Here is a 15929-nt window from a genome sequence, read left to right on the forward strand (position 1 = left end):
CTAAAAAATTTCACAGGCTATATCCTGCAAAAAATCTCAAATCCCAAATCTAATATCTCAAGTCTATTGTATATAAACAGCAATAGACCCCGACCAAAATAGGTCGGAGTCTGATGCTATATTTTTATTGGGTTAACTTATTTAACCTCAACTACTGCTCCAGCTTCTTCTAATTGAGTTTTCAAAGATTGAGCTTCTTCTTTAGTTACACCAGTTTTTAATTCTTTTGGTGCGCCGTCAACAAGATCTTTAGCTTCTTTCAAACCTAAGCCGGTTAAGTCTTTTACTAATTTAACAACTGCTAATTTTGAACCACCTGCTTCTTTCAGGATAACGTCAAATGCAGTTTGTTCTGCAGCAGCAGCAGGGGCATCATCGCCACCAGCAGGAGCAGCAGCAACAGCTACAGCTGCAGCAGCAGGCTCAATACCATACTCATCTTTTAAGATCTGAGCTAATTCGTTTACTTCTTTTACTGTTAAGTTTACCAACTGTTCAGCAAACGCTTTTAAATCCGCCATTTTATTTAAATTTTACTTTTAATGCTTTTTGTTTGTTAATATCGAACTTTAATAAGGTGTTCGTTAACCTCTTTCCTGTAATGTTTTTACAAGGCCTGCAATTGTATTTCCGCCTGATTGTAATGCAGAAATAACGTTTTTGGCAGGTGATTGTAGTAATCCTATTATCTCGCCAATCAGTTGTTCTTTTGATTTCAACTTGATCAATGTATCGATCTGGTTGTCGCCAATAAACACTGCTGAGTCAATATATGCTGCTTTTAAAACTGGTTTGTCACCTGCTTTTCTCAATTGTTTGATCAGCTTTGCCGGAGCAGTTGCTGATTTAGAGAAAAGGATTGATGATGAACCTTTTAATACATCATATATCGGGCTAAAGTCGCCGCCTGCAGCTTCCATAGCTTTTTTGATCAAGCTATTTTTTGCTACCTGCATTTTGATGTCGCTGTCGAAACATTTGCGACGAATGTCATTGATCTTTGCAACCGTCAAATCAGAGGTATCGGTGATATAAAAATTACCGTACTCTTTCATTTGCTCAGTAAGGGCAAGAACAAGATCGTATTTTTCTTCTTTATTCATGATTAAATCCCCGCTACTGTTTTGGTTTCAATTGCAATTCCTGGCGACATAGTTGAAGAGATATGGATACTCTTGAAATATGTTCCTTTAGCTGCAGATGGTTTTAATTTTGAGATAGTTTGCAATACTTCTAATGCATTCTCATAAATTTTATCCGCAGAGAAAGATGCTTTTCCTATTGAGGCATGGATGATACCTGTTTTATCAACTTTGAAGTCGATTTTACCACCTTTTACGTCAGTTACCGCTTTTCCAACTTCTGGAGTTACTGTTCCTGATTTAGGGTTAGGCATAAGGTTACGCGGGCCTAATATACGACCCAAACGACCTACTTTAGCCATAACACTTGGCATAGTGATGATAATATCAACATCAGTCCATCCACCTTCAATCTTGGCAATATAATCATCCAAACCTACGTAATCTGCACCTGCGTCTTTTGCTTCTTGTTCCTTGTCAGGAGTACAAAGCACCAGTACACGTACAGTTTTACCGGTTCCATGAGGTAATGTTGCAATACCACGTACCATTTGATTGGCTTTACGCGGGTCAACACCTAAACGAACGTCTATATCAACTGATGAATCAAATTTGGTCAAGGTTAATTCCTTTACTAAAGATGACGCATCCTGTAATGAATACGATTTGTTAGCCTCAATTTTGGAGAGTGCCACTTTCTGATTTTTTGTTAATCTAGCCACTGTCTTAAACTGATTTTAATATAAATTAATTAATTCCAGGGAGCCGTACCTGATACGGTTATTCCCATACTACGGGCAGTACCTGCCACCATTTTCATGGCTGATTCAACTGTGAATGCGTTTAGATCCACCATTTTATCTTTAGCAATAGTTTCAACCTGTTCCCAATTTACATTGGCAACTTTTTTACGGTTGGGCTCTGCTGAACCACTTTTTAATCCTGTTACTTCCAATAATTGGATTGCAACCGGAGGGGTTTTAATGATAAAATCGAAAGACTTATCAACGTAAACAGTAATCAAAACAGGCAACACTTTACCAGGCTTATCCTGGGTACGTGCATTAAACTGCTTGCAAAACTCCATGATATTCACCCCTTTTGCACCTAAAGCAGGTCCAATTGGAGGTGATGGGTTTGCAGCGCCGCCTTTTACCTGCAGCTTTACCATCGCACCGATTTCTTTTGCCATTTTAATTTACTTTAATTATAACTCAATGTTAGTAAGTGGAAGCTAAGTAACATTTAAGATTTTGTGAGCGGTTGATTAGTGAGTGGTGAGTAGTTATCACTCCGCTAATATCAAACACGCTTATTTATATTTTATTATTGTGTATCGTTTATAGTCAACCATTCTCTAATCAACTATTCACTGCTCACCAAACTTATTCTTTCTCTACCTGCATGTAATTCAATTCAAGCGGCGTACGGCGCCCGAATATCTTTACCATTACTTTCAGTTTCTTTTTTTCTTCGTTAACCTCTTCTATCACACCGCTAAAGCCATTGAACGGTCCGTCCATAACTTTCACGTTTTCGCCTATGTAATAAGGTACATTCATTGTTTCGCCTTGCGCACTCATTTCATCAACCTTACCTAAAATACGGTTAACTTCTGCCTGGCGAAGTGGAATAGCGTTTCCGGCTTTATCACCTAAGAAACCTATCACACTGTTTATATTTTTGATGATGTGTTCGGTTTCACCGTCAAGTACAGCTTCCATCAATACATAACCCGGAAAATAATTACGCTCTTTAGCGATCTTTTTTCCGTCGCGCATTTGATAGTACTTTTCGGTAGGTATTAACACCTGCGGTACCAAATGCGTAATGCCCAAACGACTAATTTCGGCATCTATGTATTGTTTAACCTTCTTTTCTTTACCACTGATGGCCCTAACTACATACCATTTCAATTGATCACTCATCGTTGTCTCCTTGATGTTATGTTAGCGAATGATAAAATATACCAAGCAAATAATTAATGATCTGGTCCATACCTACAATAACTAACGCTATAATAATTGCTGCCACAAGTACTAATATAGCACTGCTTTGCAGTTCGCGCCAGGTTGGCCAAGTTACCTTTTGAGTTAACTCGATGTATGATTCTTTAATATATTCAGCTACGCCTGCCATTTTTTATTGTTTGCTTATGCACGGGAACAAGGATTCGAACCCTGATCAAAGGTTTTGGAGACCTCTATTCTACCGTTGAACTATTCCCGTGTATATTTTATAATAAGAAAACATAAGTTTGCTTTTTACAGTCAAACTTATGTTTCCAATTAACCTTTTTTGAAATTCTTATTTTAAGATTTCAGTTACCTGGCCAGCACCTACTGTTCTGCCACCTTCACGGATAGCGAAACGTAAGCCTTTTTCCATAGCGATAGCGTTGATCAATTTTACAGTGATGGTAACGTTATCACCTGGCATAACCATTTCTACACCTTCGGCCAGTGAAATCTCACCAGTTACGTCAGTTGTACGGAAATAGAATTGCGGGCGGTATTTGTTGAAGAATGGAGTGTGACGGCCACCTTCTGCTTTTGATAATACGTAAACTTCTGCTTTGAAGTCAGTGTGTGGAGTTACTGAACCCGGTTTGCAAATAACCATACCACGACGGATATCAGTTTTTTCAATACCACGTAACAATAAACCTACGTTGTCACCAGCTTCACCACGGTCAAGGATCTTGCGGAACATCTCAACACCAGTTACGGTTGATTTCAAGTTCTCAGCACCCATACCTAAGATGTCAACAGCTTCACCTGAGTTGATTACACCACGCTCAATACGACCGGTAGCAACAGTACCACGACCAGTGATTGAGAATACGTCTTCAACCGGCATCAAGAAAGGAAGCTCAGTTAAACGTGGAGGGATAGGGATGTAGTTATCTACAGCATCCATCAACTCCATGATTTTGCCAACCCAGGTAGGATCGCCGTTAAGACCACCTAATGCAGAACCCTGGATAACTGGGATATCATCACCTGGATATTCGTAGAATGATAATAATTCACGAATTTCCATTTCTACTAATTCTAATAATTCCGGATCATCAACCATGTCAACCTTGTTCATAAATACAACAAGTGCAGGTACACCTACCTGACGTGCTAACAGGATGTGTTCGCGGGTTTGTGGCATTGGACCGTCAGTAGCAGCAACAACAATGATTGCACCATCCATCTGAGCAGCACCAGTAACCATGTTTTTCACATAATCCGCGTGACCTGGACAGTCAACGTGTGCATAGTGACGGTTAGCTGTTGAATACTCAACGTGTGCTGTATTGATGGTGATACCACGCTCTTTTTCTTCAGGAGCTGAGTCAATTGAATCAAATGAACGAGCTTCCGATAAACCTGCATCAGCTAATACTTTAGTGATAGCTGCAGTAAGGGTTGTTTTGCCGTGGTCAACGTGACCGATTGTACCGATGTTTAAGTGCGGTTTACTGCGGTCAAACTTTTCTTTTGCCATGATTTATAATTATTTTGTAGGTTAATTTATACTTAAAAATGTATTCTTGTTTTACTCTTTATTTTATTGAGCCAACAATGGGATTTGAACCCATGACCTCTTCCTTACCAAGGAAGTGCTCTACCCCTGAGCTACGTCGGCTTATTTTAATTATCGAATTAATGATTTAGTGAATTATTGAATTTTTAAACTCCTACTAAATCACTAATTCAGCAATTCAATAACTCATTAATTAATTCCCGAGCGGAAGACGAGGTTCGAACTCGCGACCTATAGCTTGGAAGGCTATCGCTCTACCAACTGAGCTACTTCCGCTTTTTTAAACTCCAAAAACTAAACTCTAAACTCTAATTGATTTAGAATTTAGAATTTAGCTTGTTCTGGAATTTCCAGTGGGGGGAGAAGGATTCGAACCTTCGTAGCCGAAGCAACGGATTTACAGTCCGTCCCATTTGACCGCTCTGGTATCCCCCCATTAGTTAATTCCGGATTTAAAATGTCCAAAGTTGAAGCTAAACACTTCAATCCGAAAAAAACTGAGCCTCCTATCGGGATCGAACCAATGACCTACTGATTACAAGTCAGTCGCTCTACCAGCTGAGCTAAGGAGGCTTATATTTATTTAGCTTTTCTTATTTTATAACCTTAAAGAGGTTTCAAAATTGAGAGCGGCAAAACTAATAAGCTTTTTTATATTTTAAAGAACAATCCCAACTTTTTTTTCAGTGCTTAGCACCTCTCTGAAAGGGATTGCAAATCTACAAAAAATTAAACCCGTACAAAATTTTTTATCAAAAAAAATCGACGAGTGAAAAACTCGTCGATTTTTACCTAAAAAAGGGCTTTTTTATACTATAAATCGTCCTCGGCCGCCATCAAGATAGCCTTTTTGGCTGCGGTGTCGGCAATGGTTTTCTTCTGTTTATGCTTTTCTATCTGCTTGCGGAGACTTTCAATGGCCAGATCGGTAGCTTCTTCAAAACTTTTGCATTTCTCTTTTGCAAAAATCTGGTTACCCGGAAGCAACAATTTTATCTCCGTTATTTTATTTGCCTCATCTTCTACATTTTCCAGTTTTAAATAAACTTCCCCGCTAATTATCTGATCATAAAACGTATCCAGCTTATCAGCTTTTTTCTGAATAAAATCTAATAATTTCTTGTCTGCGGTAAAATGAATGGATTGCACTGTAATTTTCATGTTTCCTCCTTGAATTACGCCTTTGGATGGGCTTGTTTGTAAATAGACTTTAATCTTTCAACTGAATTGTGTGTATAAATTTGAGTCGCGCTTAAATTGGCATGGCCCAAAAGTTCCTTTATTGAATTTAAATCGGCTCCGTTATTGAGCAAACTGGTTGCAAACGTATGCCGGAGTACGTGGGGGCTCTTTTTATCTTGGGTTGATATGTTGGAGAGGTATTTATGCACTATTAAATATATTAGTTTCGGATAAGCAGCAGCTCCTTTATTTGTAACGATTAATGTTAGTGAATTGTTATCAAAATTTTGATTTTTCTTTAACTCCTGGTATTTAGCCAGCAAAGTTCGCAGCTCTGTATTTACAGGAATGATGCGCTCTTTGTTCCGTTTACCTAAAACCTTTATTGTGCCCTCATATTCGTTAATATCCTGATCCTTAAGGCCCAGGAGCTCGGCCAAACGCATACCGGTACCAAACAACATTTCAACAACCAGCTTGTCGCGCTGGCCTATAAAATCATCTGTAAATATTTCGTTATCATCCAGCATCTGGGTCAAACGGGTGTCCTCAACAACAACCGGAAGATTCTTGGGTATTTTTTGCGACCGTATTTTGGATGTTGGATTATCCGTAATAATGCCTTCCTGCAGTAAAAATTTAAAATACTTACGCAGCGTGGCCATTTTGCGGTTTACAGAACGGGCTATAATTTTTTGCTCCATAAGCTCCACCATCCAGTTGCGGATGTCATGATAACTGATCTGACTAGGATGGGTAATAGTTGATTCGGGAACGCTATTCGTTTCTCCCGGATTCAAAAAGCGCATGAACTGATCCAGGTCTGATCTATAAGCGGATACGGTATGGGGAGAGTATCGCTTTTCGAACTTAATGTATTGGATAAACCGCTCTAAAAACATAAAAACTATTTGAACATCCAGAGATTGAATGTACAAATAGTTTTAATATAGTGTTAAGAAATTTGAAAAATTCTTTTACAAGAATTAAACAGTTTCCTGATTCATATTTTGCTTGTAGATTGCATGTTTAACAACATGACGACGAGTTACAGATTTTTTCTCGAATGCCTGACGACTGCGAAGCTCTCTCAACACACCTGTTTTCTCAAATTTTTTCTTGAAGCGTTTCAATGCTTTATCTAATGATTCGCCTTCTTTTACGTTGATAATGATCATAATTCCTAAAATACCTCCTTTCAAGGAGGGTCAAAGGTAAGCACAAATATTTGAAAATCAAATAAGATGTATATTTTTATTACTATAAACAACAATGGCTGCTAAGGCAGCCATTGTTGTTTATAGTATATGGTTATTGTTTATCCCAGTACACCCTGGTATTAAGCGCATCCGGGCCCTGACGGGCAACTACAGCGTTGTAGTTAGTCCTATTCAAATCAATCTCTGTTTGAGGATACTGTTGTCTGCGCGGAATATTCTGACCTGGGCTTAATGATCCTGGTACCGGATCAAGCAGCTTAGGTAAGCCTGTTCTGCGATATTCAGCCCATGACTCCCACCCGTCTCCTAAAAATCCAGCAATCCATTTTTGCGTATGTATTTGCTCCATTGCAGTACCAGCAGAAAACTTTATAGAAGCTTGACCTAAATAAGTCTGAGCGTCAGCATCGCTTACACCATTCTGCGTTAAGGATGCTGTTACACCCTGATTATAAAAGTTACCCGCGGCTACATCACCGCCAGGTATCCATCCTAAATGAGCGGCTTCGGCCTCGGTAAATAACACCTGTGCATATGACGTCCATACGGTTGGTGAGCCTTGGTTTGACACCGCCAGACCTATTAATGACACGTTACCAGGATTATCTCTTGTACCGGCGTTATAATTGTCCAGGGCATCACCAAAGGTTCCATAAGGTAAACCTACATAGGTATTGGCTGATGTTGGTGCTACATAAACAGTTAATCGGGGATCGTTAAGCGTAGTAAGTGTATTAACCACCAAACTACTAACAGCGTAATCATAACGATTCCTATAATTAGCAAAATATGGATTTTCGTTTGTTTGAGCGGCCAGATAAGTATATGATGCATTATCGGCATTTGATGCCATTAAACCAGCTGCCACCGCTTTTGCAAATTCGGCGCGACCCGTTGTTGGATCAACTTTTGATAACCTTAATGCCATAATAGCGTGTAAAGAGTTTGCCCAATGTTTCCACTTGGTATTATCTCCGCTAAATAAGATATCATTCGTCAATGTGCCTTTATCATCAAATTGATTTTGGGCATCATCCAATTCCTTCATTAAAGCGGCATATACATCTTTCTGAGCATCAAAAGCCGGGGAGAAATTTGCATCTGCTTTTAATGCCTGCGTATAAGGGATATCACCCCACCTGTCGGTTATTGTCAGGAAGATAAATGCTTTAAGTATCCTTGCCGCTGCTATCTGATTATTGTTCGAACCATATCTTAACGTTGTTGCCTGATCTTTGGTTGTCGCGTTGGTGTTAACATCAATAACCGATTGCAGATCCTTCAACGGCCCGGTATAATATGTTTGGTAATCATATTGCTTTAATGCAAACAATGATTCATTGGTATAAAATGTTTCAGACATGTACTGGGAATATAATTCGCCAGCAAATGAATTGATGTTAGTTGTAGCACCAGCACCATTTACACCGCCTAAAAATTGTATCGCGCTATTTAACAAATAGCCACCTTGCGCGTTTGGCGACTGGTTGGGGTTAACATTAACATCGCCCCCCACTTTACATGAAGCCAGGATAATTACACCGGCCCCGATAATATATTTACTTATAGATATTTTTTTCATGATTTTCTGAGCTTATTAGAATGTTAGCTTAATGTTAAACCCTAAGTTTCTTGTGTTTGGCAATTGACCGCCTTCATAAAAGGACGTTTGTAACTGGGAAGGATCAACGCCTTTAACTTTAGAATAGATCATCCATGGGTTTTGGGTGGTTATACCAAAATAAGCTGTTTGGAAAGGTAATCTGCCCAGCATCTTTTTAGGGAAAGAGTAACCAATGCTTACCTCCCTTAGTTTAACGTAGGAAGCGTCATAAGTCCATTTTTCCCATATCTGGCTATAAACCTGCTCATACAGAGACCGGGTACTAACGTAAGTAGTATTGGGTGTACCATCTTCATGTACTCCCTGAACCAGTGTACCGCCACCAGATGCCACATCGTTACGTACAGGGTTGCCTTTGGCATTATTACCTACCGTTTGTGCCCCCAGGCCCGAACCATTTAAGTTTTGTTCGGTAACTGATACAAATTTACCGCCCTTCTGAAAATCAAGAGAAAAAGCAAGTGTAAAGCCTTTGTAGTTAAAAGAGTTTGTGAAACCACCTGTATAGCTTGGCAACATACTACCTAAATTAACATTATTATTTACAATTGGCATTCCTGTATCGTCAACTATGATATTCCCGTTTTTATCGCGGGTAAAACCAGAACCGATTATTTGGCCATAAGAACTGCCAACTACACCATTTACACCAAAGCTTGGTGACCCAACAAACCCAAAGCTTTTTGCGCCTGCTGCCTGATTACCGCCAGATATTCCATATCCACCTAAGCCATCAGGTGTAACCTGTAAACTATTTACACCTGGATAAATTGATACAACCTTGTTACGGTTAAACGCAATGTTAAAATCGGCATTCCAAATAAAATCTTTTGACTTAACCGGAGTACCGCCAAGACTTATCTCAATACCATGATTTTTAATTTCACCCGCATTAACCACAGCTACAGAGTATCCTGAAGTACCGTTAACCGGCAATGGCAATATCTGATCTTTGGTATTACGAGTATAGTAGTTGAAATCAAACTTAATTCTATCCTTTATAAAATGCAGCTCTGTACCTATTTCATAAGCGGTTGAAAGGGTTGGTTTCAAATTTGGATTTGTCAGTGTGTTAGGTACAGTCTGTATCGGGTCAGTGCCATGAGGAGTTGTACTCAAATCAAAAGTACGGTAAACCTGATATGGCTGAGCATCAGAACCTGTTTTAGCTGCAGACAGCCTTAACTTACCAAAGGTAAACACATCATTTTTGGGCATTAATTCCGAAAAAACGAATGATCCGGAAACACCGCCATACCAATACGAATTATTGTTTACAGGCAACGTTGAAGAAATGTCATTACGTATATTCAGATCCAGGTACAAATAATCCTTATAACCAAATGATGTAAACCCATAATAACTATTTACCCGGCTTAAAGCATTATAACTTAAGGCAGTTGGAGCATCAAGTGAATTGCCAAGCGTATATAACTCCGGAACAGCTAAACCACCGTTAGTATTACCACTTGTATACAGGTAACGATCCTGGCGGGTTTCGGCATACAAACCGGCTTTTAATGACAAATCACCAAAAATATGGTTATATGCTAAATTCGCTACGTAATTATTCTCTTTGTAGGTATACTGACTTTGCGAATAAGAGTCGACGTTTATTGTACCCGAGCCAACACGTGAGTTATCGTCCCTATTCAAAAGGTCTTCCCTTGCAATTACAGATAATGATAAATCCTTAGTGAACTGATAGGACGCGGTAATGTTTCCATACACCCGGTTACTATTAGATTTGGAAGTATTGACATAAGCTTCTGTATATGGATTATCCCAATAGTGCGGAGAAAGATCATCCGGACTGATTATATTCCACGAAGTATAAGTTCCATCGGCTCTTTGATATTTTTTTAGCTGATCAATTTCAAGATCCCTGTGAAACCACTGACTGAATGAACCGGCAGTTTGTGTTCCGTAACCTTCCTGTGGAATATTGTTTGAATTAATTTGCGAAAAATTAAAGTTAGCGCTTACTGTAAGCTTTTTAGTTAATTTCAATTCACCGTTTAAACCAACGTTATTACGCTTTTGATTACTATTAGGTGTTATACCAGTACGGTCAATATTGGTATAAGATACGCGGAAATTATAATTATCTGCTGCCTTGGAAAATGCAGCGTTGGTATTATAAGTAACACCCGTGTTATAAAAATCGCGTACGTTATTAGGCTGGGCCACAAAAGGCTTTAGTTTTCCGTAACCCGGGTTTGTTGGATCCCAGAAATACCAGGGAGCATACAGTGTGCCGTCTAATTTTGGGCCCCAGCTTTCGTCAACACCATAGTTATAGTATTTAACCCCATTAAAATTGGCATTTGAAGCTGGCGAAACTCCGGGCTGATAAGTGTATGTATTCCAATTTAAGCTTGTTCCACCACCGTATTCATTCTGATAAGCGGGTAATTGATATACCTTTTCAAAAGTGGTTGATTGATTAAATGAAACACCAATACCTTTATCCACACCTTTTTTAAGTGTAATAACAACAGCGCCTTCAGATGCACGCTGACCATACAATGCAGTAGCAGCAGGCCCTTTCAAAACTGTTAACGATTCAATATCATCATTATTAACGGCATTTGGATCTGTAACCACCCCATTCACTACATAAATAGGGTTACCGCCTGATAGTGAGTTAACACCACGGATACGAATAGTTGAAGTTCCGAATTTAGCACCCGATCCACCCAGTACCTGTACACCTGCAATTTTACCCGCCAGCGCAGTATTCAAATCAGACTGCTTGGTTACGGTTAAATCATCGCCCTTAACCGCTTGAGCAGCATAACCCAGTGATTTTTGTTGGCGCGAAATACCAAGAGCAGTTACGATTACCTCATTTAACCCTTTGCTTGATGATACCAAAACAACATTTAGTTGGCTTTTTCCACCTACAGGAACATCCTGGGTTGTATAACCAATAAAACTAAATGATAAAATTGCATTAGGGGGAGCATTTAAGGAGAATTTACCATTGACACCGGTTTGGGTCCCGGTTGATGTTCCTTTTACTTTTACGGTTACACCAGGTAAGGGTAACCCATCTTCTTTAGCCGTTACCGTACCAGTAATGGTTTGGCTTTGCGCAAACAGCTGTGTAACAGCCAATAATATACCGCACAAAACAAGGAGTATTCTTTTTTCCATAGAAAAAAATTAGTTAATAGTTAAGCGGGTAAATCTACAGATGGCTATAAGAGAAAACCAAACAAAGTCTGTAACATTTCTTTTACAAACATATTTTTAACCAAAACGTTCTTTTTTTTCTAATTCAATAAAACAAATTATTTTTTTGTTCGTTATATATCAATTACTGATTCATTCAGTTAATAATAAGACAGTTAATTTAGTTAATTAAAAGGGAGAAAATACGCGAGGTATTTTCTCCCTTTATTTTTTTATAACTATCACTAATACAGAAATATAGATCTAGGTCTCGAAAACCAATGGCTCAGTATCATTAATTTAAAACAAGAAAATTAAAACAAGAAAAGGATGGGTAAACCCATCCTTTTCTTGTTTATCGGAGTAATTCCGTTAATTATTTGGCCATTTTTTTTGCTGGGATCAATGGTAATATAATAACAGCTAAAAAGGCAACAACTTCTAATACAACTAACATAACTTTAATTTTTTGATTAATATTTAATTCTTTTCTACACCGGTTGCGGCTAAAAACATGCCATATCTTAAAAGCTATTTTGATCAGAAAATTGAGTGTTTTTGATTTCATTAAAATTTAAAAATCAATCAGAAAAAAGACCGGTTATTCAATTATAAGATCAACTTTCGATAAAAAGCAGTAAAAATTGGTTTTTTAAAACGATAAATCCTGAATCCATTAAAAAATATAAGTATCTGTGCCTGATAAACCTGACAAAATCCAAAAAAACCTTAAAATCAAAAAGTTAAAAAATGGTTTTACAATTTAATAAGGATCAGTAGTAAAGCAATTCTTAATTTTTCACTTTTCTGTCAAAATAAACCCGGAAGTTGAGAAAATTCCTTTTACTTAGTCACTGGAAGGTAAAAATTGTCAATTTGTCAGCAAGCATGACAAATCACAACTTACTGACAAACAGGCGCTTAAAATAACTAATAAATAACTTCTATCCTTTCAATACTTCCCTGCTGATCACGATCTTCTGTATCTCTGATGTTCCCTCCCCGATGGTACACAGCTTAGCGTCGCGATAGTATTTTTCTACCGGAAAATCTTTGATATAACCATATCCGCCAAATATTTGCACAGCCTCGTTAGCCGTACGGACAGCCACCTCAGATGCATAATACTTGGCCATAGCCGATTGCTTGGTTACCGGCAGGTGCCTGGTTTTCAGATCGGCAGCCTGCATCACCAAAAGTTCGGCAGCTTCAATCTCCGTGGCCATATCAGCCAATTTAAAAGATATGCCCTGGAAGTTGCTAATTGACTGGCCAAATTGTTTACGCTCTTTGGAATAAGCCACCGCGGCATCAAATGCGCCCTTTGCAATGCCCAATGATAAAGCTGCTATGGAAATCCGTCCACCATCCAATATGGTCATGGCCTGTTTAAAACCTTCGCCTTCTTTACCCAGCAAGTTTTCTTTTGGCACACGGCAATTATCAAATATCAGTTCAGTAGTTTCCGAGGCGCGCATACCCATTTTGTTTTCCTTTTTGCCATGGGTAAAACCAGGTGTACCTTTTTCAATAACCAGGGCTGATATACCTTTCGAATCACCCTTTTCCCCTGTCCGCACCATTACCACGGCCACGTTGCCCGATTTACCATGGGTAATAAAGTTTTTTGAACCATTTACTATATAATGATTCCCATCCAATGTGGCTGTAGTGGCCATACCCATCGCGTCAGATCCGGTGTTTGCCTCGGTAAGTCCCCAGGCACCCAGCCACTCGGCCGTGGCCAGCTTAGGCAACCATTTATGCTTTTGCTCCTCGTTACCAAAAGCCAGTATATGGCCGGTACACAGAGAGTTATGCGCAGCCAACGACAAACCTATTGAACCACATACCCGGGCAATCTCCGATATTACGGTTACATATTCAGCATACCCGAAGCCTGAGCCGCCATACTGTTCAGGTACAACTACACCCATCATACCCAGTTCGCCCATTTGCTTAAATAATTCAAGCGGAAAATGTTGTGCCTCATCCCATTCCATCACATATGGCCTGATATTTTTTTCGGCAAAATCCCTGGCCATCTCACCCACCATCCGCTGGTTATCGTTAATAGAAAAATCAAACCCTACGAGGCTGTCTGTTAATAAAGAATCCATGTTTTATAATTGGTTATTAGCAAAGTAACGGATTAATTATCAAGATAGTTTTATCCGGATCGGGGTCAAAAAAAAGTACAAACTGGTATCTGGTATAAATTATAGGTTTAGTTCAAATAGGGTTGTTTTTGGAATGAAAAGAAGGGCTGAAATTATTTTTCAGAATTTGACAAATTATTACGTTTGTTGATACATCCCTAAGGGAAAGGGGGCTCATATCGAATAACGAGTTTTGAATTTCCAATATCGAAATCAAAAATCCCCACGGAGTTCACTGCGAAAGTCCCCGGGAGGGCTTAAATTCAGGTAAAATCATGATTTACACTGCAAACCGTTTTTTTGATAAAAAAATAAACTAAATAATTGATTATAAGTAAATTAATTCCGTGTAAACCATAAAAAGTGTAAACCATGTAAACCCAATTTGTAACGAAATGAGGCCTGTTTATGAATGATATAAAAATATGTAGGGGCGTTGCCTGCGGCCAGGCTTTACACTCATACTGCACAAGCCTTAATCACCGGCCGGTATCCGTTTCAATCCTTAACGCAAAGAGCGACTATCTTGCCTCGTAATGGTCAACTCCTTTATACCTTAATATTCAGCCAGCACCACCAGTGTATCACTGATAGGTGTTATCCGTTTGCGGCCCTCCAAAAAGCCAAGCTCTACTACAAAGGAGAAACCGGCTATTTCGCAGCCCATTTCTTTGATCAGTTCGCTTGCGGCAGTTACCGTACCGCCGGTTGCCAGCAAATCATCGTGGATCAGCACGTGCTGCCCGGGTTCAAAGGCATCGGTATGGCATTCAATAATGGCTGTCCCATATTCCAGCTTATACGCTTTCTGTTTAATGGTAAATGGCAGCTTGCCTGCTTTGCGTATCGGTACAAAGGGTACACCCAATTTAGTGGCCAGCGTAAGTCCGAATAAAAACCCACGGCTCTCAATCCCAGCCACCACATCTATCCGCTTACCCTTGAATTGTTCAACAAAGGCATTAACAATATTATTGCACAAAGCAGGATCTTTTAATATCGGGGTTATATCTTTAAAAACAATCCCCGGCTTGGGAAAATCAGGAATATCACGAATGGCAGACTTTATTTGCTGGGTTATCATTTGAAAGTTAAATATGGCTCAATTTTACGCAAAATTCCGTCATCAAGTATGGCAATATTTCTCATATCCTCAATTGATGTATAATCACCATGCTGATTGTGATATTCCAATATAGCATTGGCTTGTTTAAAGCTCAGATACGGGAACCGCCTGAGTTCATTCAAAGAGGCCGCGTTCACGTTCATTTTGGTAATATGTTTGTTATCTACGGTGATGCCGCCTTGTATTTCGGTGTATTTAGCTTCATCAATACCAAACACCTCTTTCAATTGCTCTTTATTGTAAAAACCGCCCACACGTTCCCGATACCTGATAACGCGCATAGCAAACGCAGGTCCTATTCCTCTGATACGGGTTAGTTTTGCTGAGTCGGCGCTGTTTATTTCGATGACTTCGCCTGGCGCGGCTTTTTCGGCATGATGGTAGGTATCCGGGATATTGATATAGGGTTCCAGTCGCTGGTAGTCGGCATCGGTAATGGAATAGATCTTTTTTACATCAGCCTTAGTATAAAACCGCCCGCCTTTTTCTTCATAATTCTTGATCACTTTGATCTGCCGGTCGCTAAGTCCCAGTTTTTGCCAGCCGGCATCGGATAATTCATTCGGGTTGAATGTAAATAATTTGGCATTCGCTATTTTCGATTCATTGGCCCAGGAGTTACCTGTCGAACTTACCTTTTTTCCCTTGCTTAGCAGGGCAACGCCCTTATCAAACTCATTAAAATTTATTATATTATCTTTGCGGAACATTTGATAAACATAAGGCGTTGCTAAAACCAATGCCATTAAAACAATAAGCACTACCATTCCGTTCCATTCTTTTTTGGTTACAGACAGGTAGTTTTTAAAATAGGCCTTCATTTAC

At 39.2% G+C, this 15929-nt stretch carries 16 protein-coding genes and 5 tRNA genes; all 21 read right to left on the reverse strand.

Going from position 1 to position 15929, the window contains the following annotated elements:
• Positions 1 to 137: 137 nt before the first annotated feature.
• The 21 genes from rplL to AB6735_RS00235 all read right to left on the reverse strand — a co-directional run bounded on the left by rplL (position 138) and on the right by AB6735_RS00235 (position 15925).
• Complete coding sequence (gene rplL / locus AB6735_RS00135) at positions 138 to 521, reverse strand: 50S ribosomal protein L7/L12 (RefSeq protein ID WP_090473137.1); 384 nt, start codon at positions 519 to 521, stop codon at positions 138 to 140.
• A gap of 63 nt (positions 522 to 584) precedes the next feature.
• Positions 585 to 1103, reverse strand: coding sequence for a 50S ribosomal protein L10 (gene rplJ / locus AB6735_RS00140; RefSeq protein ID WP_370993777.1), 519 nt, complete (start codon positions 1101 to 1103; stop codon positions 585 to 587).
• 2 nt (positions 1104 to 1105) lie between these two features.
• Positions 1106 to 1804: a 50S ribosomal protein L1 gene (gene rplA / locus AB6735_RS00145; RefSeq protein ID WP_370993778.1), complete on the reverse strand. Its 699-nt coding sequence runs from the start codon at positions 1802 to 1804 to the stop codon at positions 1106 to 1108.
• 29 nt (positions 1805 to 1833) lie between these two features.
• Positions 1834 to 2274, reverse strand: a complete 441-nt coding sequence (rplK, locus tag AB6735_RS00150) for a 50S ribosomal protein L11 (RefSeq protein WP_090473140.1) — start codon at positions 2272 to 2274, stop codon at positions 1834 to 1836.
• A gap of 193 nt (positions 2275 to 2467) precedes the next feature.
• A complete protein-coding gene (gene nusG, locus AB6735_RS00155) occupies positions 2468 to 3010 on the reverse strand; it encodes a transcription termination/antitermination protein NusG (RefSeq protein ID WP_076374894.1) in 543 nt (180 codons plus the stop codon).
• Positions 3011 to 3026: 16 nt separating this feature from the next.
• Complete coding sequence (secE, locus tag AB6735_RS00160) at positions 3027 to 3221, reverse strand: preprotein translocase subunit SecE (RefSeq protein ID WP_076374892.1); 195 nt, start codon at positions 3219 to 3221, stop codon at positions 3027 to 3029.
• Positions 3222 to 3240: 19 nt separating this feature from the next.
• Positions 3241 to 3311: transfer RNA gene (locus AB6735_RS00165), tRNA-Trp, on the reverse strand.
• Positions 3312 to 3389: 78 nt separating this feature from the next.
• Positions 3390 to 4577: an elongation factor Tu gene (gene tuf, locus AB6735_RS00170; RefSeq protein WP_090473141.1), complete on the reverse strand. Its 1188-nt coding sequence runs from the start codon at positions 4575 to 4577 to the stop codon at positions 3390 to 3392.
• A 69-nt stretch (positions 4578 to 4646) separates the two neighbouring features.
• Positions 4647 to 4718 (reverse strand) — tRNA-Thr (locus AB6735_RS00175).
• Between the two features lie 101 nt (positions 4719 to 4819).
• Positions 4820 to 4892, reverse strand: a tRNA-Gly gene (locus AB6735_RS00180).
• Positions 4893 to 4970: 78 nt separating this feature from the next.
• A tRNA-Tyr gene (locus tag AB6735_RS00185) sits at positions 4971 to 5051 on the reverse strand.
• Positions 5052 to 5116: 65 nt separating this feature from the next.
• A tRNA-Thr gene (locus AB6735_RS00190) sits at positions 5117 to 5189 on the reverse strand.
• A 240-nt stretch (positions 5190 to 5429) separates the two neighbouring features.
• Positions 5430 to 5777 (reverse strand): ribosome hibernation-promoting factor, HPF/YfiA family, encoded by a 348-nt coding sequence (hpf, locus tag AB6735_RS00195; RefSeq protein ID WP_370993779.1) that lies wholly within the window; start codon positions 5775 to 5777, stop codon positions 5430 to 5432.
• Between the two features lie 14 nt (positions 5778 to 5791).
• Positions 5792 to 6736, reverse strand: coding sequence for a tyrosine-type recombinase/integrase (locus AB6735_RS00200; RefSeq protein ID WP_370993780.1), 945 nt, complete (start codon positions 6734 to 6736; stop codon positions 5792 to 5794).
• A 48-nt stretch (positions 6737 to 6784) separates the two neighbouring features.
• Positions 6785 to 6976 (reverse strand): 30S ribosomal protein S21, encoded by a 192-nt coding sequence (rpsU, locus tag AB6735_RS00205; protein WP_076374884.1) that lies wholly within the window; start codon positions 6974 to 6976, stop codon positions 6785 to 6787.
• 133 nt (positions 6977 to 7109) lie between these two features.
• On the reverse strand, positions 7110 to 8600 hold the full coding sequence (locus AB6735_RS00210; protein ID WP_370993782.1) for a SusD/RagB family nutrient-binding outer membrane lipoprotein: 1491 nt from the start codon (positions 8598 to 8600) through the stop codon (positions 7110 to 7112).
• A 15-nt stretch (positions 8601 to 8615) separates the two neighbouring features.
• Positions 8616 to 11801, reverse strand: coding sequence for a SusC/RagA family TonB-linked outer membrane protein (locus tag AB6735_RS00215; protein ID WP_370993783.1), 3186 nt, complete (start codon positions 11799 to 11801; stop codon positions 8616 to 8618).
• Between the two features lie 394 nt (positions 11802 to 12195).
• Positions 12196 to 12387, reverse strand: a complete 192-nt coding sequence (locus AB6735_RS00220; protein ID WP_370993784.1) for a hypothetical protein — start codon at positions 12385 to 12387, stop codon at positions 12196 to 12198.
• 376 nt (positions 12388 to 12763) lie between these two features.
• Entirely contained in the window at positions 12764 to 13939 is a 1176-nt protein-coding gene (locus AB6735_RS00225) for an acyl-CoA dehydrogenase (protein ID WP_370993785.1), read from the reverse strand.
• Positions 13940 to 14534: 595 nt separating this feature from the next.
• On the reverse strand, positions 14535 to 15062 hold the full coding sequence (locus tag AB6735_RS00230; protein ID WP_370993786.1) for an adenine phosphoribosyltransferase: 528 nt from the start codon (positions 15060 to 15062) through the stop codon (positions 14535 to 14537).
• Entirely contained in the window at positions 15059 to 15925 is an 867-nt protein-coding gene (locus AB6735_RS00235) for a helix-hairpin-helix domain-containing protein (RefSeq protein WP_370993787.1), read from the reverse strand. The genes AB6735_RS00230 and AB6735_RS00235 overlap by 4 nt, the downstream gene beginning before the upstream one ends.
• Positions 15926 to 15929: the final 4 nt, after the last annotated feature.

This window comes from Mucilaginibacter sp. RCC_168 (assembly GCF_041355315.1).
In the GTDB taxonomy this organism is placed as follows: Bacteria; Bacteroidota; Bacteroidia; order Sphingobacteriales; family Sphingobacteriaceae; genus Mucilaginibacter.

Excerpts from the sequence above, each read along its gene's own strand:
- rplL (WP_090473137.1), bottom strand. The coding sequence starts at position 521 with ATGGCGGATTTAAAAGCGTTTGCTGAACAGTTGGTAAACTTAACAGTA.
- rplJ (WP_370993777.1), bottom strand. The coding sequence starts at position 1,103 with ATGAATAAAGAAGAAAAATACGATCTTGTTCTTGCCCTTACTGAGCAA.
- rplK (WP_090473140.1), bottom strand. The coding sequence starts at position 2,274 with ATGGCAAAAGAAATCGGTGCGATGGTAAAGCTGCAGGTAAAAGGCGGC.
- nusG (WP_076374894.1), bottom strand. The coding sequence starts at position 3,010 with ATGAGTGATCAATTGAAATGGTATGTAGTTAGGGCCATCAGTGGTAAA.
- secE (WP_076374892.1), bottom strand. The coding sequence starts at position 3,221 with ATGGCAGGCGTAGCTGAATATATTAAAGAATCATACATCGAGTTAACT.
- tuf (WP_090473141.1), bottom strand. The coding sequence starts at position 4,577 with ATGGCAAAAGAAAAGTTTGACCGCAGTAAACCGCACTTAAACATCGGT.
- hpf (WP_370993779.1), bottom strand. The coding sequence starts at position 5,777 with ATGAAAATTACAGTGCAATCCATTCATTTTACCGCAGACAAGAAATTA.
- rpsU (WP_076374884.1), bottom strand. The coding sequence starts at position 6,976 with ATGATCATTATCAACGTAAAAGAAGGCGAATCATTAGATAAAGCATTG.
- AB6735_RS00210 (WP_370993782.1), bottom strand. The coding sequence starts at position 8,600 with ATGAAAAAAATATCTATAAGTAAATATATTATCGGGGCCGGTGTAATT.
- AB6735_RS00215 (WP_370993783.1), bottom strand. The coding sequence starts at position 11,801 with ATGGAAAAAAGAATACTCCTTGTTTTGTGCGGTATATTATTGGCTGTT.
- AB6735_RS00220 (WP_370993784.1), bottom strand. The coding sequence starts at position 12,387 with ATGAAATCAAAAACACTCAATTTTCTGATCAAAATAGCTTTTAAGATA.
- AB6735_RS00225 (WP_370993785.1), bottom strand. The coding sequence starts at position 13,939 with ATGGATTCTTTATTAACAGACAGCCTCGTAGGGTTTGATTTTTCTATT.
- AB6735_RS00230 (WP_370993786.1), bottom strand. The coding sequence starts at position 15,062 with ATGATAACCCAGCAAATAAAGTCTGCCATTCGTGATATTCCTGATTTT.
- AB6735_RS00235 (WP_370993787.1), bottom strand. The coding sequence starts at position 15,925 with ATGAAGGCCTATTTTAAAAACTACCTGTCTGTAACCAAAAAAGAATGG.